The sequence below is a fragment of the Nocardia alni genome, assembly GCF_019038435.1.
Lineage (GTDB): Bacteria > Actinomycetota > Actinomycetes > Mycobacteriales > Mycobacteriaceae > Nocardia > Nocardia alni.
Genome location: NZ_JAGPOX010000028.1, coordinates 13,308 through 38,421, shown reverse-complemented (window position 1 = coordinate 38,421; position 25,114 = coordinate 13,308). Strand labels below are relative to the sequence as shown.

Annotated in this window: 20 protein-coding genes; 16 read left to right on the top strand and 4 right to left on the bottom strand. The window is 68.1% G+C overall.

Annotated elements, in window-relative coordinates; all coding sequences use genetic code 11:
- The first annotated feature begins 109 nt into the window (after window positions 1–109).
- Window positions 110–4,633 carry an SbcC/MukB-like Walker B domain-containing protein gene (locus JZ791_RS13490; protein ID WP_216894730.1) on the top strand — a complete coding sequence of 1,508 codons (4,524 nt, stop codon included), beginning with the start codon at window positions 110–112 and terminating at the stop codon, window positions 4,631–4,633.
- Between the two features lie 41 nt (window positions 4,634–4,674).
- Here JZ791_RS13490 and JZ791_RS13485 read toward each other — a convergent pair whose 3' ends face one another.
- Window positions 4,675–5,301 (bottom strand): TetR/AcrR family transcriptional regulator, encoded by a 627-nt coding sequence (locus JZ791_RS13485; protein ID WP_216894680.1) that lies wholly within the window; start codon window positions 5,299–5,301, stop codon window positions 4,675–4,677.
- A gap of 203 nt (window positions 5,302–5,504) precedes the next feature.
- On the opposite strand from JZ791_RS13485, the gene JZ791_RS13480 reads away from it, so the two are divergent.
- The 6 genes from JZ791_RS13480 to JZ791_RS13455 all read left to right on the top strand — a co-directional run bounded on the left by JZ791_RS13480 (window position 5,505) and on the right by JZ791_RS13455 (window position 12,316).
- Window positions 5,505–6,671, top strand: a complete 1,167-nt coding sequence (locus tag JZ791_RS13480) for an MFS transporter (RefSeq protein ID WP_216894678.1) — start codon at window positions 5,505–5,507, stop codon at window positions 6,669–6,671.
- A gap of 280 nt (window positions 6,672–6,951) precedes the next feature.
- A complete protein-coding gene (locus tag JZ791_RS13475; RefSeq protein ID WP_216894676.1) occupies window positions 6,952–8,436 on the top strand; it encodes an amino acid permease in 1,485 nt (494 codons plus the stop codon).
- Window positions 8,437–8,518: 82 nt separating this feature from the next.
- Window positions 8,519–9,616, top strand: a complete 1,098-nt coding sequence (locus JZ791_RS13470; RefSeq protein ID WP_216894674.1) for an alpha-hydroxy acid oxidase — start codon at window positions 8,519–8,521, stop codon at window positions 9,614–9,616.
- Window positions 9,613–9,969, top strand: coding sequence for a RidA family protein (locus JZ791_RS13465; RefSeq protein WP_216894672.1), 357 nt, complete (start codon window positions 9,613–9,615; stop codon window positions 9,967–9,969). Before JZ791_RS13470 ends, JZ791_RS13465 begins: the two co-directional genes overlap by 4 nt.
- A gap of 2 nt (window positions 9,970–9,971) precedes the next feature.
- A complete protein-coding gene (locus tag JZ791_RS13460; RefSeq protein WP_216894670.1) occupies window positions 9,972–10,976 on the top strand; it encodes a class I SAM-dependent methyltransferase in 1,005 nt (334 codons plus the stop codon).
- Window positions 10,973–12,316, top strand: a complete 1,344-nt coding sequence (locus tag JZ791_RS13455; RefSeq protein WP_216894668.1) for an FAD-binding oxidoreductase — start codon at window positions 10,973–10,975, stop codon at window positions 12,314–12,316. Before JZ791_RS13460 ends, JZ791_RS13455 begins: the two co-directional genes overlap by 4 nt.
- Before the next feature lie 152 nt (window positions 12,317–12,468).
- Here JZ791_RS13455 and JZ791_RS13450 read toward each other — a convergent pair whose 3' ends face one another.
- Window positions 12,469–12,876: a hypothetical protein gene (locus tag JZ791_RS13450; RefSeq protein WP_216894666.1), complete on the bottom strand. Its 408-nt coding sequence runs from the start codon at window positions 12,874–12,876 to the stop codon at window positions 12,469–12,471.
- Window positions 12,877–13,615: 739 nt separating this feature from the next.
- Here JZ791_RS13450 and JZ791_RS13445 point away from each other — a divergent pair.
- Window positions 13,616–15,043: an FAD-binding oxidoreductase gene (locus JZ791_RS13445; RefSeq protein WP_216894665.1), complete on the top strand. Its 1,428-nt coding sequence runs from the start codon at window positions 13,616–13,618 to the stop codon at window positions 15,041–15,043.
- Between the two features lie 164 nt (window positions 15,044–15,207).
- On the opposite strand, the gene JZ791_RS13440 is transcribed toward JZ791_RS13445, so the two are convergent.
- A complete protein-coding gene (locus JZ791_RS13440) occupies window positions 15,208–15,687 on the bottom strand; it encodes a MarR family winged helix-turn-helix transcriptional regulator (protein ID WP_216894663.1) in 480 nt (159 codons plus the stop codon).
- 172 nt (window positions 15,688–15,859) lie between these two features.
- On the opposite strand from JZ791_RS13440, the gene JZ791_RS13435 reads away from it, so the two are divergent.
- Complete coding sequence (locus JZ791_RS13435) at window positions 15,860–16,831, top strand: amidohydrolase family protein (protein ID WP_216894661.1); 972 nt, start codon at window positions 15,860–15,862, stop codon at window positions 16,829–16,831.
- Window positions 16,832–17,053: 222 nt separating this feature from the next.
- On the opposite strand, the gene JZ791_RS13430 is transcribed toward JZ791_RS13435, so the two are convergent.
- A complete protein-coding gene (locus tag JZ791_RS13430; protein ID WP_216894659.1) occupies window positions 17,054–18,730 on the bottom strand; it encodes a fumarate hydratase in 1,677 nt (558 codons plus the stop codon).
- A 311-nt stretch (window positions 18,731–19,041) separates the two neighbouring features.
- Between JZ791_RS13430 and JZ791_RS13425 the strand changes: the two genes are divergently transcribed.
- The 7 genes from JZ791_RS13425 (at window position 19,042) to JZ791_RS13395 (ending at window position 24,997) form a co-directional block, all read left to right on the top strand.
- Window positions 19,042–19,560, top strand: a complete 519-nt coding sequence (locus tag JZ791_RS13425; RefSeq protein WP_216894657.1) for a MarR family winged helix-turn-helix transcriptional regulator — start codon at window positions 19,042–19,044, stop codon at window positions 19,558–19,560.
- Window positions 19,561–19,705: 145 nt separating this feature from the next.
- Complete coding sequence (locus JZ791_RS13420; protein ID WP_216894656.1) at window positions 19,706–20,602, top strand: STAS domain-containing protein; 897 nt, start codon at window positions 19,706–19,708, stop codon at window positions 20,600–20,602.
- 12 nt (window positions 20,603–20,614) lie between these two features.
- Window positions 20,615–21,007, top strand: coding sequence for an STAS domain-containing protein (locus JZ791_RS13415; RefSeq protein WP_216894654.1), 393 nt, complete (start codon window positions 20,615–20,617; stop codon window positions 21,005–21,007).
- Complete coding sequence (locus JZ791_RS13410; RefSeq protein WP_308162909.1) at window positions 20,997–21,410, top strand: ATP-binding protein; 414 nt, start codon at window positions 20,997–20,999, stop codon at window positions 21,408–21,410. Before JZ791_RS13415 ends, JZ791_RS13410 begins: the two co-directional genes overlap by 11 nt.
- Window positions 21,403–22,035: a SpoIIE family protein phosphatase gene (locus JZ791_RS13405; RefSeq protein WP_216894652.1), complete on the top strand. Its 633-nt coding sequence runs from the start codon at window positions 21,403–21,405 to the stop codon at window positions 22,033–22,035. Before JZ791_RS13410 ends, JZ791_RS13405 begins: the two co-directional genes overlap by 8 nt.
- The gene (locus JZ791_RS13400; protein WP_216894650.1) at window positions 22,032–24,404 is read left to right on the top strand and encodes a SpoIIE family protein phosphatase; all 2,373 of its coding nucleotides are present in this window, start codon (window positions 22,032–22,034) and stop codon (window positions 24,402–24,404) included. Before JZ791_RS13405 ends, JZ791_RS13400 begins: the two co-directional genes overlap by 4 nt.
- Window positions 24,405–24,658: 254 nt before the next feature.
- Window positions 24,659–24,997 (top strand): STAS domain-containing protein, encoded by a 339-nt coding sequence (locus JZ791_RS13395; protein ID WP_216894726.1) that lies wholly within the window; start codon window positions 24,659–24,661, stop codon window positions 24,995–24,997.
- The last annotated feature ends 117 nt before the right edge of the window (window positions 24,998–25,114 follow it).

The following is a 25,114-nucleotide window of genomic DNA, read 5'->3' as shown; positions in this document are numbered from 1 at the left end:
AGGCCGGTTCTCCGAGCCGCACGATCCACGCTGGTAGGCGGTCGCCACGGACATGCCGGAATAGTGGAGTTCGGGAGCGGCACAACGGTTCTGTACAGAAGGGGAGATGATGGAGCTCATACACGGTGGCGTTCGATTCGTGCCGACGCGGGCGGGCATCGTCAATCTCTGGGACTATCGGGATCAGGAGTTCTGCTTCGCCGATGGGCGGCTGGTGTTGCGCGGGCCGAACGGGTCGGGCAAGACCAAGGGTCTCGAGGTGCTGTTTCCGTTCGTGTTCGACGGGCGGATCGAGCCACGGCGGTTGAATCCGTTCGCGGGCGAAGAGCGCACGATGAAATCGAATCTGCTGTACCGCAAGCAGGAATCGGCGTATTCGTATGTGTGGATGGAGTTCGCTCGCGGGCACTGGGACGACCCGGAGGTCGTCACCGTCGGTATCGGCATGCGGGCCACCCGCTCCTCGGACAAGGTGACCCGCTGGTACTTCGTCGCCGACGGGCGTGTGGGCGTAGACTTCTCGCTCATCGGCCCCGACGATCGGCCACTCACCCGCAAGCAACTGGCCGACCAGATCGGCACCGACGCCATCACCGATCGGCCCGTGGACTATCGCGCCGCGATCGACGCGCGCATGTTCGGGCTCGGACAGCAGCGCTATGACCAGCTGATCAATCTCATTCTGACGCTGCGCCGTCCGCAGCTGGCCAAGAACCTCGACCCGCGCGGGCTGTCGCAGGCGCTCACCGACGGCCTGCGGCCACTGGACGAGCAGCTCATCCTCGACGCGGCACGCTCGTTCAGCGATATGGAGGAGGTCGGGCGCACCCTCGAGGGACTGGTGCAGGCCGACACCGCCACTCGCGCGTTCGTGGACGTCTACCGTAGATACCTTGCGGTGCAGGCCAAGAGCGATGTCGAACAGGTCAAAGCCCGCCTGGACGCGGTAACCCATTCCAGTACCGCGCTTTTCGCGGCCTCCGCACTGCGCGAGCGTCGCGAAGGGGAACGCGCGGCGGCCGAGCAACGCGCCGAGGCCGCCGACCGGGCGTACGAACAGGCACACACCGACCGCGAAACCCTCCAGCGCTCCAGTGCCTACGAGGGCAAGCAGCAGCTGGACGACCTCGCCGACGCCGTCCGGCGGCTGGAGACCTCCGCCGCGGTGCACAGTGACAAGTCCACCAAGGCGCAGCAGGCCGTCGACCAGCGTGCCCAGGAATCCGAACGGGCAACCGCCACAGTCCACTCCGCGACCGCCGCACTGACCCGCGGCGAGGACGAGCTGCGGGTGGCCGCGGAGGAAGCGGGCATCGCCTGGTCCGCGCTGCCCGAACAGGCTCGCGCCGAACAGCTCACCACCACCGTGCGCAGCCACGCCGAGGAACGCGATGCCGACGTGCGCGCGGTACGCCAGGCCCGCACCCTGGTCGACGGGGCCGCCGCCGAACGCACCCGCGCCGAACGCACCGCCGGCCGCACGACCGAGCTGCGCGATACCGCCGCGGCCCAACTGGCCGAGGCCGAGGCCACCGTCACCCTTGCCCGCGCGAATACCGCAGCAGCACTGCGTGAATGGTGGGACACCCACCGCGAGGTGCACGAACCGGTGAGCGCCGGCCTGTTCGACGCACTGGACACCGCGCTGGCCGCGGCCGGATCCGACGACACCCCGACCCTCGCCGAGATCCTGGCCGAACGCACCGAGCCACTCACCGAACAGATCCGCGCGCAGCGCTTGGAGGCCAGTGCCCGCGCCGAGCAGGCCACCGCCCGCGCCGAGGAATTGCGCGGCGAGCAGCGGCAGGTCGCCGCCGAAAATGACGACGCCCCACCGCCGTTCGCAGCGCGCACCGACGACCGTTCGGGCCGTGCGGGTGCACCACTGTGGCGGCTGGTCCGATTCGCCGACCACGTCACCCCCGAGCAAGCCGCCGGAATCGAGGCCGCACTCCAGGCCGCCGACCTGCTGGATGGCTGGGTATCCACGGAAGCCGAACTGCCGCAGCATAATTCGGACCAGTTCCTGCTCCCCGCGGCGGCTGACCTGCGTCCGGCCGGTCGCACGCTCGCCGATGTACTGGTCGTCGAGGAAGATTCCGACACCCTGACTGTTCCCCGCGAGACCGTCACCGACATTCTGGCGTCGATTGCCCTGGCGGACAGCATCTGCGCCGAGTCGTCCCACTCGGCCGACGGTTCATCCTCCTGGGCCGATATGTCCTCAGCAGTTGGCGCATCCCCGTCGGACGACTCCTCCCTGCGGTCGCACGAACCCGCCGACTCCCCGTCATCCAGCGATGTCAACACGACAACCGACGACACCTCCTCGCCCCAGCGGGACGCTTCCTCGTCACCCCAACGTGCTTCCGTCCGGGATCTCACGGCGGACTCCGGCCGGAAGCGCGCCGGAAAAACGAAGGGGGACGCGCACTCCGCACTGACGAACGCAGACGCTCGAGCCGGAACCACGAGCGGCGTGGCATCCGACGTACCTGGCGCTCTGCCTGTGACCATCACGCTGGACGGCCGTTATCACCAAGGCGTCCAACTCGGGCGGCACACCAAGACGCACGCCGAGTTCATCGGCGCGACGGCGCGGGCCGCACGCCGCGAGCTGCGGCTGACCGAACTCGCCGCGGCCATCGAGGCCGCCGAGGCGACCGCGGGCGAGGCCGCCGAACAGCAAGAGTCCGCCACTACCGAACTGTCGCGAATCTCGGCCGCCGCCAAGGCCCTCCCCCGCACCAACACCGTCACCTCCGCACTGCGCGCGGTATCCGAGGCCGCGGGCGTGCTGCGCACCCGGGCCGAGGCCGTGACCCAGGCCGAGCGCGAACTCGACCAGGCGGTCACCGAATTCACCGCCGCCGACAAGAAGGTGCGCTCGGTCGCCGCGGCCCACAACGCCCCGCGCGATCCGGCCGAGCTGGACGCATTGGCCGCGGCCATCCGGCATTTCGAGAACACCGGCACCGTGTTGCTGCGCCTGCGCGGGGATCATCAGCGCGAGCACGAGCGGGCCCGTGAGGCCGACAACCGCCTGTCCGAATCCCGGGATCTGGCCGAGGCGTTCGCCGAAGAGGCGGCCGCGGCCCGCGACGGCTACGAGGAGCAGCTGCGCAAACTGGAGACGCTGCGCGAGGCGCTGGGCGCCGGCGCGGCGGATATCGATCGGGAACTCGAGGCCGCCCGTGAGCGGATCGAGGCGGCACGCGCCGAGCAGAAGAGCGCGCGCAAGGCCGCCTCCGACGCGATCGAGGGCGTGGGCACCGCCGAGGGTGCGTACCGGGCCGCGCACGACTCGCTGGCCACCGCACTGACCGAACTGCTGGCCGACGTGAAACACCTTGCGCCCTATGCCCGTCCGGATCTGCTGAGCCTGCTCGGCGCACCGCGGGACAGCCGCTGGCCCAGCTCCGAGGCGGCCTGGTCCACGCCCGAGCAGCTGCTGTATCGAATCGAGACCGGCGGCCCGCAGGCCGAACAGCGGGCCCTGCCCGACGAGGTACACGAACTGTTCGAGAACCTCTCGGCGGCAACGACTTCCGTGCGCGCAGGCGAGGCGGCCCGCAAGTCCACCCGCACCGCGGTCACTGCCGCGCTGCAGGAGTTCGACGCCGCGCTGGCCGCCGCCCGCCAGGACTACCGCCTGCAATGGGACGCCGCCGACGGCCTGACCGTGGTCCAGGTGCACGACGATCAGGGCGCCGCGGCCCTGGCCGATTTCGCCGGGCGCATCGCCGGCGCTCGCTCGGATCAGGAACTGCTGCTCACCGACGCCGAGCGCCGCATCCTGGAGGACGCGCTGCTGACCGGTCTTGCGCAACAGATCCATGAGCGGACCAGCGACGCACGCGAACTCATCGCGCAGATGGGCGCCGAGATGAAGCAGCGCCGCATGTCCTCGGGCAACACCATCGGCGTGCACTGGGTACTGGCGGACAACCTGTCCGAATCCGCACGCGCTGTCTGCAAACTCCTGGACCGCGACGCCTCGGACCTGAGCCCCGAAGATCTGGCCACCATCCGCGCCCACTTCGCCGCCGAGATCCGCACCGCACGCGCCGCTCACCCCGAGCGCTCGTACCCCGAAATCCTCGCCACCACACTGGATTACCGCACCTGGCGCGTCTTCTCGTTCAGTCTGATCACCGCTGACGGCACCGAGGACCGCCTCACCGTCGCCCGGCACAGTGCCCTCTCCGGCGGTGAGCAGTCCGTCTCCCTGCACCTGCCCCTGTTCGCCGCCGCCCACGTCATGCTCGATTCGGCCGACCCGCAGGCCCCCCGCCTGCTGGCCCTGGACGAGGCATTCGCCGGCGTCGACGACAACGGCCGCAGCGAATTGCTGGGCCTGTCGGTGGATTTCGACCTTGACCTGTTCATGACCGGCTACGACCTGTGGATCACCTACGACCACGTCCCGGCCTGTGCCCACTACGACCTCGCCCACTCCGCCGCCGAAAACACCGTCAGCGCAACCCTTCTGGTCTGGGACTCCCGCGACCTGCTCGCCGAGCACGACGGATCGGACCTCACCGCAGCCCTGGGCTCCCCCAACCGCCGCCGCATCGCCCACGCCGTCGAGGGCGCGATCACCCTGGAAGAGGCCATGGAGCTCACACCTTGACGGCCGAGCGGACCACGCACACAGGGAACCGATGAAGTAGGTCAGATCGTGATATCGAGTGCACCCGCGACGGCGCGGGTGAGGTGGTCGGTGATGTCGGCGGGCTTCCAGTGGCGGTGTTCGGCGAGGTCGTAGACGACGCGTTCGTCGAAGATGGTGATCCACAGCAGGACCGCGTAGGTCACGTCGAATTCGGTGGTCTTACCCGCGCGGGCCAGGGATTCCAGGACGTCGGCGAGGATGTCGTGCATGGCCGTGATGGCCTCGTCACCGTCGGAGAGGCGTTCGATGAATCCGGCGCTGCTGCGGACGTAGCGAACGGCCGCGCCCCACTGCATGGCCTGATCCACCCAGGCGGCGCAGAATCGGTGGAAGCGCTCGATCGGGTCGGCTGCGACGGAAGGCGTTCGGTGGTCGCCAGGCGGCGGGTACTCGGCGTCGATCTGCGAGAAGGCTTCCAGCAGTAGCTCGATCGCACGGCCGTGGAACGCCCGCATCGCGTCCTGCGGCGTCGGGAAGTGGCGGTAGGCGGTGGCGACACCGACACCCGCCTCGGCGGCGAGTTCGGGGATGGAGAAGCCGACCCTGCCCGCCTGCAGCAGGCTGCGGACGGCCTCGACCAGCAGCACTCGGCTGCGTTGGGCATCGCTGCGGGCGTTCACGGGCACCCTCCCATCCTGCACAATCGCCTATCGCGCCACGCCGAGTGGGGCAAAGCGTGTCGGAAAACGGTCCCGGCCTGTCCGCAAACAGCCGTGGACGCATCGGTATCCGGCCGTGTCGAAACCGAGCGTTTACATCAGCCGAGTAGAGAACTTCTTCCCAGTTGTCTATCGTCTAACCGAGAAGATCTCCTCAATTAGGAGGCGGCATGCGGTTAGCGGCCCCGGGCGCACTACTGGTGCTCATCATGGCGCAGCCGAATATGGCGACCGGCATGATGCCCTACTACCGGCATGCCTGGACGCTCGCGCCGCTGCTGATCACGGTGATCTTCGCCGCGTATCTGTTCGCGCTCACCCCGACGCTGTCGTACCTCGGGACGCCACTATCGCGCAGGGGGTGGTGGTGGCGGATCGGGGTCGGCAGCGGCTTCGGCGTATGCGCGGATCTGGCCATGGCACTGGCGCATTCGCCGTGGCTCGCCTGTGCGGCGCGGATCTGCGCCGGACTCTCGGTGGGCCTGGTGACCGGCTCGCTGGCCGGGTTGATCCTGGAGCGCCGGGGCGAGCGCGGACGCACCGCGATGGCGAGCGCGACCGTATTCGGTTCCGCGCTGGGCACTTTCGCGGCTGCCGTGCTGGCACAATATCTTCCAGCCCCAGGGGTCACCGTCTATGTCGTGCACGCGATCGTGCTCGCCGTCGTCGCCGCGCTCGTGCTGTCCGATCGCGTCGTGCGCACCGCCGTCGTCGCGAATTCAGCGCACGCCGCCACATCCGGCGACGAACCGCCGATTACCGGATATCTCACCGGAATTGCCGCATGGGTTTCGGCCGGACTGGTGGTCGCGCTGCTGCCCAGCTACGGCGCGATACTGCTGGGCACCTCGAATCTCACCCTGCTGGCGCTGCCGGTGACGCTGTATCTGGTATGCGCGTGGATCGCGCAGCGCGTTCTCGCGCCGAATACTCTGCCCGCCGAACCCGTTGCCGCACAATTGATCATCATCCTCGGCGTGGCGATCGCGGCGGCGGTGTCCTGGATACCGAGCCTGCCGATGTTGCTGTTCGGCGCGGCGGTCGCCGGGTGCGGGCAGGGCATCGCGTATCGCACCGGGCTGCGGATCGTCAGCGCCGCAACGCCTCCCGATCACCACGCGCGGATCGCCTCACGTTTCGCGGCGGTCGCGTACCTGTGCGCGGCGGTCGGAACGATCGGCCTGGGCGTCGTGGCAACGGTCGCCTCGATGCGTGACGCCGTACTGGCCGCGGCTGTCGCGTTGGCGTTGATCGCCATCGCCACCGCTGTCGTCCGCCGCACGAAGGCGCACGCCACCTCCGACCACCACGATCACACAGTGACGACCGCCAACTGACACACCGAACGACAATCGCATAATTTCCCCCCACGACCCTTCTGCTCGAGAATCCGCCGTCATCGACGATTCGGCGAATTCCAGCAACGCTCGCGGCCTGCGAAATACGCGCGGAAATACCACCGCGCGCCATTGGCATGTCCTTAATAGATTGCACCCCAATACTTTTCGGCAGCACACGAAACCAACACGTTACTTGCGTTCACAGGCTCACAAAATCCAGTTGATTCACTTGAATACAGAACAACCGAATACATTTTCCAGCGAATGGAATACAGTCATGGCAGTACCCACGAGGACCGGCCCGTCGGCATCCCGCCGCGCGACCGCGTTCCGCATGCGCAGCACCGAGGCGTCGATCGACACCATAGCGGGCCCCGGCGGCGCCCTCACCCGCAGCCTCGGCCGTACCGATTTGATCGCCATGGGCGTCGGAACCATTATCGGCGCGGGCATATTCGTCACCACCGGCGTCGCGGCCGCCACCAAGGCCGGGCCGGCCATCGTTCTGTCATTCGTGCTGGCCGGGGCGATCTGCGTCCTGGTCGCGCTGTGCTACAGCGAACTGGCCTCGATGACACCGGTATCCGGGAGCGCCTATACGTACACGTATTCCACCATGGGTGAGGCGCCCGCATTCCTCGTCGGCTGGAATTTACTCCTCGAATATGCCGTCGCGGCCGCCGCTGTCGCGATCGGCTGGTCCGGGCTATTCGGAGCGGCACTGAAATCACTGTTCGGAGTCGAACTACCGAAGGCGATATCGGCCGGCCCCAGCGACGGCGGCGTCATCAACCTTCCGGCCGTGCTCATCGTCGGCGTCATCGTCGCCGTACTGGTCTTGGAGGTGAAAATCGCCGCGGCCGTGGTGAAAACCCTCGTGGCCCTCACGATCGCCGTCCTGATACTCGTCATCGTCCTCGGCGCGCCGCATCTGCATGCGGGAAACTGGGCGCCGTTCATGCCGTTCGGCGTCCACGGAATAGCCGCCGGCGCGGCCCTGGCATTCTTCGCCTATCTCGGATTCGACGTGGTGGCCACCTCGGCCGAGGAAACGCGCAATCCGCGCCGTGACATGCCGTGGGGAATCATCGGATCGGTCATCATCGCGACCGTGCTGTACGTGGCCGTGAGCGCCGTGCTGACCGGCGTGTCCAAGTACACCACCCTCAACAACGCCGCGCCCGTGGCCACCGCCCTGGCCGCGATCGGCGCGGGCTGGATCGGCAAGGTGATCCTGGTGGCCTCGGTGATCGCGCTCACCAAGGGCCTGCTGATGGTCTTCTACGGGCAGACACGTCTGGTCTTCGCCATGGCCCGCGACGGCCTCATTCCGAAGGCACTGTGCCGCACCAGCTCACGCGGGGTGCCGATGCGGCTGAGTGTGGTACTGGGTGTGATCATCGCCGTGGTGGCCGGGCTGACGCCCATCGACACCGTGGCGGAACTGGTGAACATCGGCGCGCTGTTCGCTTTCGTCACGGTCTGTCTCGGCGTAATGATCCTGCGCCGCACCGACCCCGGCCGTCCGCGCCCGTTCCGCACGCCGCTCATGCCGGTCGTGCCCCTGCTCGCGATCGCCGGATGTATCTGGCTCGCCACCACATTCGAGCCGCTCACCTGGCTGCGGTTCGTGATCTGGAGTGCCGCGGGCGCGGTGCTGTACCTCACCTACGGGCGCAAACACTCTGTCGTCGCCGCCCGGGAATCCACTGGCGCAGGTGCATCCGACACGGTCGCCGAACCCGCGGGAGGCGTCGCATGAGCGAGCGTTCGATAGACATCGTCGAGCGAACAACAGGCACGGCCGCTCCCGGGGTCATGCCCGAACCGAGCGAGGTGGGGGCATGACCGCGCAGTTGGACAGCTTCTACCCCACCCGCGTCGACTTCGGCACCCTGGACGAGATCCACCGCGCCGCCGCCACGGCCCTGCTGCCCGATGTGCTGGACTTCATCGAAGGCGGAGCAGGCAAGGAAATCACGCTGCGCGCCAACCTCGCGGCCTTCGAGCATTGGCGCATCCTGCCCGAACCGATGAGCGGCGTCGGGGCTCCCTCGACCCGCACCGAACTGCTGGGCCTCGAGCTCGCGGTGCCGATCCTGACCGCACCGTTCGGCGGGGACGGGCTCTATCATGCCGACGGGCATCTCGCGGTGGCGCGAGCGGCGCAGCGGCACGGTGCGCTCTCGATCGTCCCGGAGGCGGGCACCTACTCTTACGAGCGGGTGCACGCGGCCGCGCCCCGGGCCGCGCGAATCGCCCAGGTGCACCCGTTCGGACACGCCGCCGCAGTCGCGGAACACGTGGCGCACAACGGATTCGATGCGCTGTGCGTGACAGTGGACTGTCCCGTGGGCGGATTCCGCACGCGCAACATGGGGAATCGGTTCGATCCGGACCAGCGATACTTCGCGGGCAACCTCACCGGCGAGAACGGCGCGCCCGGCGTCGCCGAGGTGTTCGGACAGCTGCTCAAACGGGGCGGGGCGGTGTGGAATTGGAATCAGCTGGCCGCCGCGGCCACCGATTTCGGGCTGCCGTGGATCGCCAAGGGCATTCTCACGCCGGCCGCGGCCGAACGTGCCCTGGACATCGGCGCATCGGCACTCGTGGTGTCCAATCACGGTGGCCGTCAGACAGATCCGGCGCCGGCCAGCCTGGAGATGCTGCCACGCGTGCGCGCGGCGGCCGGGCCGGACGTGCCGATCCTGCTGGACAGCGGTGTGCGCACGGGCAGCGATATCTATCTGGCGCTGGCCCTGGGCGCGGACGCGGTGATCATCGGGCGCGCGGCCATCTACGGCCTGGCCGCCGCGGGTGAATCCGGGGTGGACCGGGTGTTCGAGCTGCTCACCGAGGAATTGCGCACGCTCATGATCCTGTCGGGGGCGGCGACCATCGGTGATATCGACGGCGCCCGGATCACCGAGGCGGCCCGGTGAGTGCGCCGTTTCCCGCCGCGCGGACCGGTGGCGGCCTGGTCTTCACCTCGGGCTTGGCCGCGATCGATCCGGCCACGATGACCGTGGCCGCCACCACCTTCGACGAACAGGCCGACGCCGTCCTGACACAACTCGATGCCGCGCTCACCGCCGCGGGATCGACCCGGGACCGGGTGCTCAAACTCGACTGCTACCTGTCCGACCGGCAGTGGTTCGGGGCCTGGAACGCCGCCTTCGCCAAGTTTTTCGAGTCAGCCGCACCGGCGCGGACCACCACCATCACCACCCTGCCCATCGAGGGGCTGCTCATAGAAGTCCAGGCGATCGCCATCGCCCCCATTCAGGAGACATGATCATGACCGCAGTGACACCCCTGTTCCAGACCCAGTCCGCCATCGGCGATTTCACCATCCGCGACGTCATCGAGGGCCAGACGGCCGGCCAGCTCATCGTGGCCGCCGACGACTGGGGTTGGTGGACGACGCTGCTGGGTGGCGATACCATCGCCCCCACCACCGGCATCCAGCAGACCGTGGCCGTCGGATTGCTGCGCGCCGGATTCCTCACCCGCCGGGGCCACCGCTACCACCTGACCCACACCGGACACGACGTGGGCAAGAACCGCGGCTTCGTGCGCTGCGCCGTACGCGGCTGGGAACCCACCTTCCGTCAGCTCTCCAGCGCGGCGCACGACGAATACATCCCCGCCGCAACCGAGGCCGGTGAGGTGGCGCGCGCCTGCACCGATATCGCGCGACGGCGGCCGGAGATCTTCGCCGGAATCGGACAGACCATCGCCACCGACACACCGGGCTGCACCATCGATCTCGGCTGCGCCGACGCCGGGCGGGTGCAGGCGCTGGCCGGGATCGCCACCCAGGAGCGATTCCTGGGCGTGGATATCGAAGCCGAGGTGATCGAGGCCGCCACTGCCGACGTCGCCGAACTCGGTCTGGCCGAACGGATCACACTGCTGGCCGGTTCGGTGCAGCCCGAGCGGCAGCCGCCCGCCTGGCTCGCGCACGTCGACCGGGACAGCGTCACCACCGCGATGTCGTTCTTCCTGCTGCACCAGCTCGCCAGCGACGGCGAGGGCATCGCCGCGGTGCTGCGCGGCTGGATGGACTGGTTCCCCAACATGCGGCGCCTGGTCGTCGGCGACGGATACCTGCTCGAGGCCGACTACTGGACCCAGCAGCCCTGGTTCTCCCCGACCTACGAGATCTACCACACGATCACCGGCGTGCGGCTGTGGACGCAAGCCGAGTACGAGGCCGCCTACGCCGAACTCGGCTGGACCGTGACCCGCCGGATGGACGATCACACCATGCTCGTCACCACGATTCTGGAACGCAGATGACGATCGCCTTCGACGCGCCGTTCGAGATCGACACCCGCCCGGCGATTCTCGATCAGTTCGTCACCGACGAGACCGGCCGCCCGGGCAGCCGCCCGCGCGGAGTCGCCTACGCGGCCGGTCTCGACGAGGTGCTGGCCGTCGTCGGATGGGCGCGCGAGACCCGGACCCCGCTCATCGCCCGGGGTGCGGGCACCAGCCTCGAGGGCCACGTACTGGCCCGGGGCGATGAGCTGATACTGGATCTGTCGCAAGCCGATTCGATCCTGCACCTCTCGGCCGCCGACTTCACCGCCACCGTGCAGCCGGGCGTGACCCGCACCCGGCTCAACGCGGCGGCGGCCGAGATCGGCATGCAGTTCACGGTGGATCCCGGCGCGGACGCCTCGCTGGGCGGGATGGCGGCCACCAACGCCAGCGGCACGACCAGCGTGCGATACGGTGGTATGCGCACCAATGTTGTTGCGCTTCAGGCTGTTTTCGCCGACGGGCGGGCGATGCGGATAGGCCGCGCGGTGCGCAAGTCCTCCAGCGGATACGACCTGAAGGATCTGCTGATCGGGTCGGCGGGCACGCTGGCGATCATCACCGAGCTGACGGTTCGGCTGCACCCGATCCCGGAATACCTTCGGTCGCTGCGAATCTCCTTTCCCACCGTGCGATCCGCCGTGGCCGCCGCGGTGGATATGCTCGGACTGGCGCTGCCGGTCAGCCGTCTCGAATTCGCCGACGCCGCGAGTATGGCCGCGGTCAACGGCTTTCGCGGCACCGGCTACCCCGAGGCGCCGGCGCTGTTCATCGATCTGGAGGCTGCCTCGGACGCGGCGGCGGCCTCGGACGAACGCGAGATCCAGCGAATCTGCTTGGCGTGCGGCGCGACCGAGATCGACCTCGCCCGTACCCACACCGAGCGGCACGCGCTGTGGGAGGACAGGCACCGACTGTTCTTCGCGCTCAAGGCCCGCAGCCCCGGACACCGCTTCCTGGTGACCGATACCGCCGTGCCGTATTCGCACATCGCCGACGCGGTCGACACCGCCACCCGCCTCGGGGCCGAACTCGGCCTGGACATCAGCGCGGCCGGACACATCGGCGACGGCAACGTGCACGTGGTGGTCCCCTACACCGACGAGAGTCTTCCTGCGGCACAGCGTTTCTCGCACGCGATGGTGCAGCACGCACTCGACGTGGGCGGCACCGCCACTGGCGAGCACGGCATCGGCCTGGCGAAGAAGCAGTATCTCCGCGCGGAACACGGTGATGCCGTGGACGTCATGGCCGCCATCAAACGCGCTCTCGATCCCTATGGACTGCTCAATCCGGGAAAGATCCTGGATCCGTAAGCTGTCATCGGGTCGCCATGGATCCCGGCCACAAGCACGCCGGGATGACGAAGCGCTCGGCGCCCATTGTGACGAAGTGATCCACGCCGACGGTGACAACGCAATCCACGCTCATGGAACGGGGTGAACGACGCTCACTGAGCGGTACGAACTCAGCGTGACGCCGGATTGCCGGGTGGGACAGCGGCTTCGACGCCCGAGGTGGGCACAGCGCTCTGCGTGTACGTGCCAACGCCCGCCGCGGGCGAACCGTCGTGCGCGGCAGCCGTGGCTTCATGCGGGGCGGCCGCATCGCCCGGCGCGGGGACGACGACCGCGGGGATCGGCGTGTCGGAGTTGAGCCGCCCGTGCTGGGCGTAGCCGAGCCAGCCGGTGCCGACGAAGACGGCCATCAATATCGCCGTCGGGAATTCCAGCAGCATCCACCCCGGCGCGAACCAGTTGGCCGTGTCGTCGCCGTCGCGCCCCGAACCAGTCCCGCTCCGCCGCACGTCGACCTCGCGCGCGCGGTGCGCCATCGGCACCGACCAGCGAGCCGAACCCCCAACGCGCCCTTGCAACCCAACCTCCATCATGTCGGGCGGCCTCCCGGCACGATGCCAGGACGTCGCCGAATACCCACCATGCCGTATTCGAGCCCCCGGCACATCGTATTAGACAGCGTATTCGTCGTGTTTGCCAAAGTTTGCCGCGAATGGCCGTCGGCATGCGAATCGAGCGGCGCATCCGATACCGATCCCGCCTGACCAGCATCAACGGCCAGCACCGATCCGGCAACCCGCCGAGCCGGTACCGAACAGTAGCTATCCGAAGATCATTTCGGGACGTATCCGACGAAATCACCTTCTCTGCCGCTGCGACACGCGATGAATCCTTCATTCAGTTAACTGTTCGCTACGATCTGTTGCTACCACTGCACCACCGCCGCGCCGACCACACCACCGCCGCGCTCGCCGACCCGGGCGCACCGCGACAGTCCCGACGACGGAGGATTTTGAGTAGACGTAACCGTTTCCGAACCTTCCTGCCACCGGCCCACCTGATGGTCGCGGCCGGCGCCGCAGTGGGCGCCGCGGCACTCGTCGCACTCACCGGCCTGTCCCCGGCGCGGGGCGACGCGGCCACGCACCGGTGCGACCGGGTACCGTCCAGAGCGAACTTGCGAGCACACCAGCGGACACAGCGCGAGTCGTGAACGGGGCGTGGCGAACAGCCGGCACAGCGCGCCTCGCACCCGACGGAGCCGGGCGTCGGCGAAGTGGAGCGGTGAGCGCGGCCCCGATTGTTCAGGAGATATCGGTGAATTCGAATGACGACCGGCTGTCCCGGCGCATCCTGCTCCGCACGGCGGTCGCGGTCACCGCGGCGGGCACGGCGGGTCTCGTTCCGGCATCCGCGTCGGCGAGCACTCCGCCATGGGATGCTCTGCGGAAACAATTGCGGGGCAACCTCTTACTGCCGGGCGACGGCGAATACTCCTCCGCGAAACAGCTTTTCGATCCACAATTCGACGGCGACTCCCCGGCGGCCATTGTCGAGGCCGCCGGTGAGCCGGACGTGCTGGCGGCCGCCGCCTTCGCGCGCGACAACCGAATCCCACTGGCCGCGCGGGCCGGTGGGCACTCCTATGTCGGCGCCTCGGCGACCAGCGGGGCACTCGTGGTGGACGTGCGCGGCCTGTCCGACATCACCCCGGACGGCGATCAGGTCACGGTGGGCGCCGGCGTCACCGCGCGTGCGCTGCTGGCGCGGCTGGACGCCACGGGCCGGTCGCTGCCGCTGGGCACCTGCCCCACGGTCGGCGTGGCGGGGCTGACCCTGGGCGGCGGGATCGGCGTCGACTCGCGTCGCTATGGGCTGACCTGCGATCAACTGGTGTCGGCGCGAGTCGTCATGCCCGGCGGCGGCAGCGCCCAAACCTCGTCCACCCAGCTGCCGGGCCTGTTCTGGGCGTTGCGCGGTGGCGGCGGCAGCGCCGGAATCGTCACCTCGCTGACCTACCGCACCTGCCCCGCGCAGTCCCGCGATATCGTGCACGTGACCTTCCCGCCCGAGGCGGCAACGCAGGTCCTCACCGGCTGGGCCCGATGGCTGTCCGCGGCCGACCGCTCGATCTGGTCGAATCTCACGATCTCCAGCGCCGCAGGGCAACTCGGCTGCGAGGCGCTGATCGTGACGCCCGCGGGCCAGGGCTCGACCGCCACAGCCGGACTAACCGCCACAGCCGGCACCCCGGCCTCGGGCACCGACAGCCGCACCCTGGACCATATGGCCGCCACCGACCAACTCGGCGGCGGATCCACCACCCCACGCTCGACCAAGGTGGCCGGATCCGACGTCGTCGCCCAGATCACCCCCGCCATCGCGGCCACCATCGTCGGCGTCATCACGGCCCGATCCCGCGTCGGCGCAACGGGTTACGTCCTGATCGACCCCCTCGACGGCGCGGTCCGCGACACCGCCCCCGACGCCTCGGCCTTCCCGTGGCGCACCCACACCGCAACCCTCCAGTGGATCGTGGACGACCCCGGCGACCCCGCCGACGCCCAGCGCTGGATCGCCGACGCCCACCGCACCCTCGGCCCCGCCAGCGCCGGAGCCTACGCCAACTACGTCGAACTCGGCCAGGATCCGTCCCGCTACTACGCGGGCAACCTGAACCGCCTGCGCAGCGTACGCACCACGACCGACCCGAACGGCCTTCTGCACACCGGAATCGCCTGGTAGACCCACAACCGGCTCGAGACCGGCAAGGACGTCCTCGACCTGTCTACCGGCGCGTGGGTCGCCGTCGCCCGGACGGCTGCGCGATCGCACGAATCAACCCGGCGCGCTGCTCGGGCGTGACGCCGCGCAACACGGCCAAGAGCGCCAGCGATCGTCGAGACTCGTCACGACCGATGCTCATCGATCCCTCGAATCCCCTCGGCGACAACAGTCGCGTCACCCCAGTCTCGCTCCAGCGCATCACGCAGCCCCGCCACCCGCCGCTGTCCGATGCGTTGCGCCAGTTCGGTTTCCAGCTCGGCGAGCAGCTTCAGCGCTTCTCTGCGGCGCACGAGCCCCGCCGGGGTCAGCAGGACGAGTTTCGAACGGCCGGAGCGCGGGTTCGGCGCGACCTCCAGAAGGCCCTGGGCGACCAGGCGGTGGACCATCTGATGGATCGCCGGGGTGCTCACGCCGATCAGCCGGGCGAGGTCGGCCATGGGCATGCCCTCCGGCTCGAGCTGGCTCAGCAGGGTCGCGTTCGCGGGGCTCACATCGCCGTCGTCACCGTCGAAACCCGCGGTGACGGCCGTGCGGAACCAGTGGTGCGCCCGCCACAACAGTCTCGCGAGCGGCTCGTCGGCCGGTTCTTTTTCTTCGCGCACAGTGCTACCGTAGCACTCAGACCATTAAGCTACTTAATGGTTGGCGCGAGTGCCGCGCAGGCGCCTCGCGAGAGCAGAGCCGACCCCGTCCGGCGCCCGATGCCCCGGACTCGCCGGCCTGTTCGCCGACCGAAATCACCGATCGGCAACTGGCACTACGGAAGGCAATCCCATGAAGCTCATCGCCCTGGAAGAAGCGTTCTGGTACGACGGCCTGTCATCCGACGGCCTGCCGATGGGTCACATCCCCGTCAAGGCCGACCTGCTCGCCGACTGGCGGCGAAAGTTGCCCGACTTCACCGAATTCCGCCTCCCGGAGATGGACGAACACGGTATCGACGTGCAGGTGCTGTCGTTGACCGCGCCCGGCATCCAGATGCAACCCGACCCGGACGTCGCGGTGGCCGACGCCCGTGCGGCCAACGACTTCCTCGCCACCGTCATCGGCGAGCATCCGGACCGATTCCAGGGTCTGGCCGCCCTCCCCCTGCAGGATCCGAATCGCGCGGCCGCCGAGTTGCGCCGCGCCGTAGAAGAACTCGGCCTGTGCGGCGCGCTCGTCAACGATCACACCGTGGGCCACTACCTCGATGAGCCGCGGTACGAGCCGGTCTGGGAGACCCTTCAGGACCTCGGAGTCCCGCTCTACATCCACCCGAATCCGGTGCCGTCGGACGAATGGCATGTGCTGCAGGGATACCCGAGCCTGGAACACGCCACGTTCAGCTGGAATCACCGCACCGCCGGACATGCGCTGCGCCTGATCTTCGGCGGCGTCTTCGACCGATTCCCCGGCGCCCGAATCATCTTGGGGCATATGGGCGAATTCCTGCCCGCCCAGCTGTTCCGCATCGACGCCCGCTACCGCGATCTGGATCCCGCACAGCAGCGACAGCTGAAGAAGCTACCCTCGGAATATTTCGGCCCGAACATCGCGATCACCACGTCCGGGGTGTTCTCGCACTCGGCGCTGACCGACGCGATCCAGGCGATCGGCGTCGACAACGTGCTGTTCTCGATCGACTATCCGTACGAGTCGAGCGGGCAGGCAGCGGAATTCATGCGTACCGCGCCGCTCGCCCCCGCCGACAAGGAGCGAGTCGCGCACGCGAACGCCGAACGCATTCTGCGGCTGAAGTCGTGAACCGGGGAGGGCGGTCTCCGGCGGATCACTCGACCGGCGGAGCGTCGGCGAGACGACCTGCCAATGGGCTGTACTGGGCCGCAACACCTCTCGGGAGGATGGGTGGCCCCCTCAGCGTCGCCCTCATCGACACCTTGTTCACGCACACATAAGAGTGTTCCCCAACACACGCAGGCCCCGAACCGGCATCGAGCCGATTCGGGGCCTGCGGCGCAAGAAGATTCAGACGCGTTCCTTCGAGCGCGTGCGCACACGCAGGGCGATCGGCTTCTGGGTCTCGGCGAAGAAGTCGTTGCCCTTGTCGTCGACGACGATGAACGCCGGGAAGTCCTCGACCTCGATCTTCCACACCGCTTCCATGCCCAGCTCCTGATACTCCAGGACCTCGACGGATTTGATGCAGTCCAGCGCGAGGCGCGCGGCGGGACCGCCGATCGAACCGAGGTAGAAGCCGCCGTGCTCCTTGCACGCCCTGGTGACCTGCGCCGAGCGGTTTCCCTTGGCCAGCATGACGAACGACCCGCCCGCGGCCTGGAACTGGTCGACGTAGGAGTCCATGCGGCCGGCCGTGGTGGGACCGAACGAACCCGACGCGTAGCCCTCGGGAGTCTTGGCCGGACCGGCGTAGTAGACGGCCATATCGCGCAGGTACTGCGGCATCTCCTCGCCCGCGTCCAGTCGCTCCTTGATCTTGGCGTGCGCGATGTCACGCGCCACCACCAGCGGCCCCGTCAGCGAAAGGCGGGTCTTCACCGGATATTTCGACAGCTCGGCGCGGATCTCGGACATCGGCCGGTTCAGGTCGACCTGAACCACGTCACCGCCGAGGATCTCGTCGGTCTGCTCCGGCAGGTACTGCGCCGGTTCGCGTTCCAACTGCTCGAGGAACACGCCCTCGGGAGTGATCTTCGCCAGCGCCTGGCGATCCGCCGAACAGGACACCGCGATCGCCACCGGGCAGCTGGCCCCGTGGCGCGGCAGCCGGATGACGCGCACGTCGTGGCAGAAGTACTTACCGCCGAATTGCGCCCCGATGCCGAAGGATTGGGTGAGTTTGAACACCTCCTGCTCCAGCTCGACGTCCCGGAAGCCGTGCGCGGCCATGGATCCCGAGGTCGGCAGGGTGTCCAGGTAGTGCGCCGAGGCGTATTTGGCCGTCTTCAGGGCGAATTCGGCCGAGGTGCCGCCGATCACCACCGCCAGGTGGTACGGCGGGCAGGCCGCGGTGCCCAGCGAGCGGATCTTCTCGTCGAGGAAGTCCAGCATCCCGGCCGGATTCAGGATCGCCTTGGTCTCCTGATACAGGAACGACTTGTTCGCCGACCCGCCGCCCTTGGCCATGAACAGGAACTTGTACGCCGGATGCGCGGGATCTGCGGCGGTGGAATACAACTCGACCTGCGCCGGCAGGTTGGAGCCGGTGTTCTTCTCGTCCCACATGGTGATCGGGGCCAGCTGCGAGTAACGCAGGTTCAGCTTGGTGTAGGCGTCGAACACGCCGCGGCTGATCCACTCCGCGTCGTCCGCTCCGGTCAGAACTCCCTCGGATTTCTTACCCATCACGATCGCGGTGCCGGTGTCCTGGCACATGGGCAGGATGCCGCCCGCGGAGATGTTCACGTTCTTGAGCAGGTCCAGCGCCACGAAACGGTCGTTGCCCGAGGACTCCGGGTCATCGATGATCTTGCGCAGCTGGGCCAGGTGGGCCGGGCGCAGGTAGTGGCTGATGTCGTGCATGGCCTCGGCGGTGAGCATGCTCAGCACCTCGGGCTCGACTTGCAGGAACGTGCGTCCGTTCACCTCGAAGGTGTTGACACCCTCGGTGGTCAGCAGCCGGTAGGGGGTCTCGTCCGCACCGGTTGGCAGCAGATCCGAGTAAAGAAACTCAGGCGCGGTCACGAATCGCACTCCTCAGAACTTGGGGGCCACACCGCCCACATCTCACCGTCGGACGGCCCTCCGAACTGTATCCGTGCCAGACGGACGTACCCTTGTAAGGCAAACCTAATCAGCGGCCGCCGGCCCGCCCGTCGAGATAATTTTGATCTTGAATTTCCGCTCACAGGTTGCACCTTCAACAGGCGCGGTGTACCTCTCATTGATGGGGGTGATGGCAACGGAGTAGGCGAAGGCAGAGGCGTGAGTAGAGGCGTGTGCGAACACGATGTGAACGAGCACAGGACGACCGTGCACGAATCCGGCACGACATCGTGACCGAACCCCATTGGCTCGATGAACTCGAGAGCCGGGCCTGGCTCGGTTTCGTCTTCACCCGGGACCTGATCGCCGCCGCGGTGGGCCGGGATTCCCTGCGCGTGTCGAATCTGACCTATGTGGAGTACACCGTGCTCGCCCGCCTCGCCGACGCGCCCGACCATCGGCGCAGTTTCGCCGAACTGGCGTCGGTGCTGGAATGGTCGCAGAGCCGGCTGTCGCATCAGATCACCCGCATGGAGAAACGCGGCCTGGTCGCCCGCGAGTCCATACCGGACGACGCCCGCCGCACCGCCGCCGTCCTGACCAGCAAGGGCTCCGACGTGCTCACCACCGCCGCGCCCGCCTACGTGGCCAGCGTCCGGCGGCACATGATCGACGTGCTGGACCGCGATCAGCTCGCCGCACTCGCTGATATCTACGACACACTGCTGGACCATCACCGCGGCCCGAACGAGGCCCGTGTCGCCCGCACAGAGCAGCGAATCGAGCACCGCAACGGCCGCGCCGGCTGAAGATCACGACCCGACAACCCAGGTTTTGTTTGGGATGTCGGGGGTATCGGGTAAGACTAGGCTCGACAGGCACGCGAAGGGCGGCCGTGTGCGAGTCACCGACGACCAACCGACCTAACCCTTAACGAAAGGGGCCGGAGTTTTCATGTCCGACATGTCCATCGGCCTGTCGCCGGACTCGCTGCCGGCCGGCCCGGTCGACAGCCTGCTTCCGGAGCTGGTCGAACACCTCCGTCAAAACCGCACCGAGCTGCGTGAAGAGTGGGCTCGCCGCATCACCGATTCGCAGCTGCTGACCGCTATGACCCCGGAGGAGGTCTTCTCCGAGGCCACCTCGATCTACGACAACTACGTCGAGGTCCTCGAGACCGGTAGCGTCGAGGCGCTGCAGGCCTACGCGCGCGATCTGTCCGAGCGCATCATTCCGCGAGGGGTCGAGACCGAGGAAGTCATCGGGATCGTGCTGCTCCTGCGAGACGTTCTGTCCCGCAGTTTGTTCGACAAGTACCAATCGGACTTCGAGCTACTCAAGCGAGTGCTCGACGCGTACGAGCCGGCCGCGAACCGCATCGCCAACACGGTGGCCATCTCCTTCGTGCAGGAGCGCGAGCGCGTCATCCGGCAGCAGCAGGAAGCGATCCGCGAGCTGTCCACCCCCGTGCTCCAGGTGCGGGAGCAGCTCCTGATCCTGCCCATCATCGGCGTGCTGGACAGCCAGCGCGCCCGGCAGCTCACCGAACAGCTGCTGCGGGCGATTCGCGCCAATCGAGCCAAGGTCGTCGTCATCGACATCACCGGTGTTCCGATGATCGACTCCACGGTGGCCAACCACCTGGTGCAGACGGTCGACGCCTCGGGTCTGATGGGCGCCAACGTCATCCTCACCGGCCTGTCCTCGGAAATCGCCCTCGCGCTTGTCACCATCGGCCTGGATCTGTCCAAGATCAACGCCGTCGGCGACCTGCAGGGCGGTATCGAGGAGGCGGAACGACAGATCGGTTACGAGGTTTCGCACCCCACGACCGATCGCGACGGACGGTAATCCGAGGCGGACATGCCGGTACCCATTCTGAAGCAGGGCACGTACCTGATCGCCTCGGTCCAGTCGGCGTTGACCGACGGCGATACCGAGCGCCTGCAGGACGACCTGATGGCCTACGTGAGCAGGTACCGCGCGCGCGGCATCATCGTCGACGTCACAGCGATCGACGTGATGGATTCGTTCGCGGCCCGCTCACTGCGTAATATCGCGCACATGACCAAGCTGCGCGGCGCGGAGACGGTCATCGTCGGTCTGCAACCCGAAGTCGCGTTCGCGATGGTGCAGCTGGGCTTGACGTTCGAGGACATGCACACCGCCCTCGATCTCGAGGAGGGCCTTTCCTGGCTGAACCGAAAGCTGCACAATCCACGGGCCCAAAGAGACGGTCGTGATCGTGGCCGCTGACCCTGTGGTGATCGCAGTGAAGATGTCGGGCGACATCGTTACCGCACGTCAGGCCGGGCGAGAACTCGCAACGCAGCTGGGTTTTTCCCTGACCGATATCACCATGATCGCAACCGCTATCTCGGAGGTCGCACGCAACATCACCAGTTACGCGGGAACCGGCGAAGTTCGTATCGCCGTGGAGAATCGGGAGGGACGCCGCGCGCTCGTGATCCAGGCACAAGACCAAGGCCCGGGAATTCTCGACATCCCCCGAGCCCTCGAGGACGGCTACTCGACCGGACACGGCCTGGGTTTGGGCCTGCCCGGCGCACGACGCCTGATGGACGAGCTCCTCGTCGAATCCACGCCCGGCCAGGGCACTTTGGTGGAGATGTGGAAGTGGGTGCGCGCCGGTGCATGACAACGGATTGTCCGGCGCGATCGAATGGGCATCCGCGGCCAGGGCGCTTCCGGGCCAGCGGGTGTGCGGTGACCGTGCGGTAGTGCTCGACGCGGGCGGTGAGTCGGTGCTGTTCGCCGCGCTGGACGGCCTCGGGCACGGTCCGGCCGCCGCCGAGGCCTCCGACCGTGCGGCACAGGTACTTTCGGACAATCGCGCCGAACCCCTCGACGTACTGGTGGTGCTGTGCCATCGCGCATTGGCCGATACCCGGGGCGCGGCGCTGTCGCTGTCCCTGTTCGACACCGGTGACCGGGTCCAGTGGCTCGGCGTCGGCAACGTCGAGACACGCATCGTGGCCGCGGCGCCCGCGAAGCCGACGATCCGGGCCACGGCCCTGCTCACGGCGGGCATCGTCGGTTACCGGCTACCCCAGAACATTTCGACGCAGACCGTGCCGGTGCGGGTGGGGGATCTGCTGCTGATGACCACCGACGGCATCGTCAGTGACTACATCGAAACCATCGACCTGTCCCGCCCGACCGCCGAGATCGCCGCCGCGATCCTCGAACGCCACGCCAAGGACACCGACGACGCGCTGGTACTGGCCGCGCGCCATCGCGGCCACACCACTCCGGCGCAATGAGCGAACACGGCGAAAGGTTCACGGACGCAGCCGGTTCCGGCGAGCGGGCCGCCGAGACAGCCGAACTCGGCGAACCGATTCCCGACGTGACCGAATCCGACAGGATTGTACCCGCCTCCCCGCTGGTGGAATTCCGTGAGGCGTACACCAGTGCCCTTCGCCTGCACCTGGATTCACCGACCCAGTTCACTCTCGCCGAGGGATACGAGCTGGGGCGGCGCGCGCTGGTCGAGGGCGTCAGTATCCTGGATCTGACCGAACATCACTTCCGGCTGCTCGCGCAGTGGGATCTGCTGGCGCGCAAAGACAACGCCGCCAACACCACCGGCCCAGCCGAATCCGCCGTCTCCCCCACCGACACCACGCTGGAATTCCTGCTGCAGACCATGGCCGCGCTCGACGTCGCCACCCGCGGATTCCTGGACAGCACCCGCTCCTACGAATTGCAGCGTTTGCGCGCCGACGATCTCGATCAGCGCGACGCGTTCCGCACCGCGCTGGTCGAATCGCTGCAGGACGGATTCTTCGTCGCCGATTCACACGGCGCCGTCATCGAGGTCAACACGTCCTTCGGCGCGCTGACCGGATACGGCCCGGAGACCGTGCCGTATCCCCTCCCGCATCCGTGGTCGATCTCCAGCGAATCGCGCTATCCGGATCTGGGCACCGAGGCCGCGCGCTTCGTGATGCCGATACGCCACCGCGACGGGCGGCGGCTGTGGCTCGGGGTCAGCACCTCCTCGGTGGTGCGCCCGGAGGACAACGAGCGGATCTTCGTCGGCACCATCCGCGACGTCACCGCCGAGCACGACGCGCAGGCCCGCGATCAGGCCGTCTCCCGCCTCGCGACCGCGGTCGCGGCGTCCACCAGTGTGGTCGAAGTGCTCGGCGTCGGGCTCGAGGAAGTGCGGCGCGCGGTCGGCGCGGAGACCGCGGTGGTGTCCATGTGGCCGAACCGCCAGACCGGGCCCGAACTGTACGTCTCGGGCGGTGACGGCGCGCAGTCCCGGCAGGTCCTGGACGCGCGGGCGCGGGCGCTGCTGGATCGGGCGCGGCTGCGGCCCGGGCGGACCATGTTCGCGATACCGGAGGGTGCGGCCAGTTCGGAGGGTATCGTCGCGCCGCTGGGCGAGACCACCGACGCGGCGCTGTGGCTGCGGTTCGCCGCGCCACGCGCGATCAGCCCGGGTGACTGGGCGCTGTTCTCCCTGCTGGTCGGCCAGCTGAGCCTGGCCGTGCAGCGCGCGCGCAACTTCGACGCCGCGCGCTCGACCTCGCTGACGCTGCAGCGGGCCATGCTCGGGCCGATCGAGCTGCCGCCGCGGTTCTCGGTGCACTACGAGCCGGCGCTACCGCCCCTCGAGATCGGCGGCGACTGGTACGACGTGGTGCAGCTGCGCGACGGCGCCATCGGCCTGGTGGTCGGCGACTGCGTCGGCCGAGGCCTGTCCGCGGCGGTCGTGATGGGTCAGTTGCGTACGGCCGCGCGGGCGCTGCTGTTGCGCGGCGCGGGTCCGGCGCAGTTGCTGGCCGAACTGGACACCGTGGCCGCGCGCATCCCGGGTGCGATGTGCACCACGGTCTGCGCCGGGATCATGGACCCCGAACGCGGGGTGCTGCGCTACTCCAACGCCGGGCATATGCCGCCGATGCTGGCCGCGCCGGGCAGTAAGGGCCGGTTGCTGGAGGGCGGGCGCGGGGTGCCGCTGGCCACCTTCGACACCCGGCGGCCCGAGGCGACCACCCAGCTCGAACCCGGTTCGACCCTTGTGCTGTACACCGACGGCCTGGTCGAACAGCGCGGTATCGACTTCGATGTGCGCTTCGACGAACTCGCCGACGAATTGTCCACCGCCGCCGAGGATCTACCGCGCGAGGTGGCCGACGCGGTGCTGTCCCGGCTGCGCCCGGCGGCCGGTTACGACGACGACGTGGCCATGGTGGTGTATCGCCAGCCGCCGCGCGCGCTGCACCTGGACGTGCCCGCGGAGGCGAGCCGGCTGTCGAGCCTGCGCCGTGCGCTGGCGTCCTGGCTGGGCGCGGCGGCCGTCCCGCACGAGCTGGCGGGCGATCTGGTCGCCGCGGCCAACGAGGCGTGCAGCAACAGCATCGAACACGCGTATCTGGACGGCGAGTCGGGACGCATGGCGTTGTCCGCGGACTGCGCGCTGGACCGGGTCACCATCCGGGTGTCCGATAACGGGATTTGGCGCCCGCTGCCGGAGGATCCGGGCTATCGCGGCCGCGGCATCACCATGATGCAGGCGCTGACCGACGAATTGGTCATCGACCACGTCGGGGTGGGCACCCATGTGCGAATGATGGCTAAACTTCCCGCAGTGTCGTTCGCCGCGGCGAGCCGGGAGTAACGGCAACGCCTCGCGCGGCGATTGATTCCATGGCAATCTGTCCTGGCGAGGGCACAGATGTGACACTCCGGCACTCATCTGCCAGCAGGTCGCGGTATTTGTCGGATTATTCGGCGTGCCTGCGGTTTTCACGTCGGCGAATACTACGAATCAACAGCGGATCCGCGCGACGATGCGGCACGGAGCGCGGGTTCATGGCAGATTGTCTTGATGTGACCAATACTTCCGGAGACGCTTACCCCTTGGCCGACACAATGACCACTTCGGTCTCGGTGCACGACGAAGCGACCGTGCTCACGGTGGCCGGTGAGGTCGACCTCGCGACGGCCCCCGCACTGGAGAACGCGATCGACGCCACGCTGGGTGGCAAGCCCGCGGTCTTCATCATCGACCTGTCCAAGGTGACCTTCCTGGCGTCGGCCGGCATGGCAGCCCTCGTCGCAGCGCATCAGCGGGCCGACACGACCACCAGGATCTACGTCGTCGCGCACGGCCCGGCCACCGGCCGCCAGCTCACCGTGACCGGGCTGGACAAGGTCTTCTCGATGTACACCACCTTGGAGGATGCCCTGACGGCCGCGCGCCAGAACTAGACCGACCGGGCGGTCCCACCCTCGTCATCGGACGGCCCACTTCTCGTCCTCCCGGCACGGCCGGGTGAATACCGAGCAGCCCGTGTACGTGAGCAGCCAGTTCGGCTACCGCGTCCA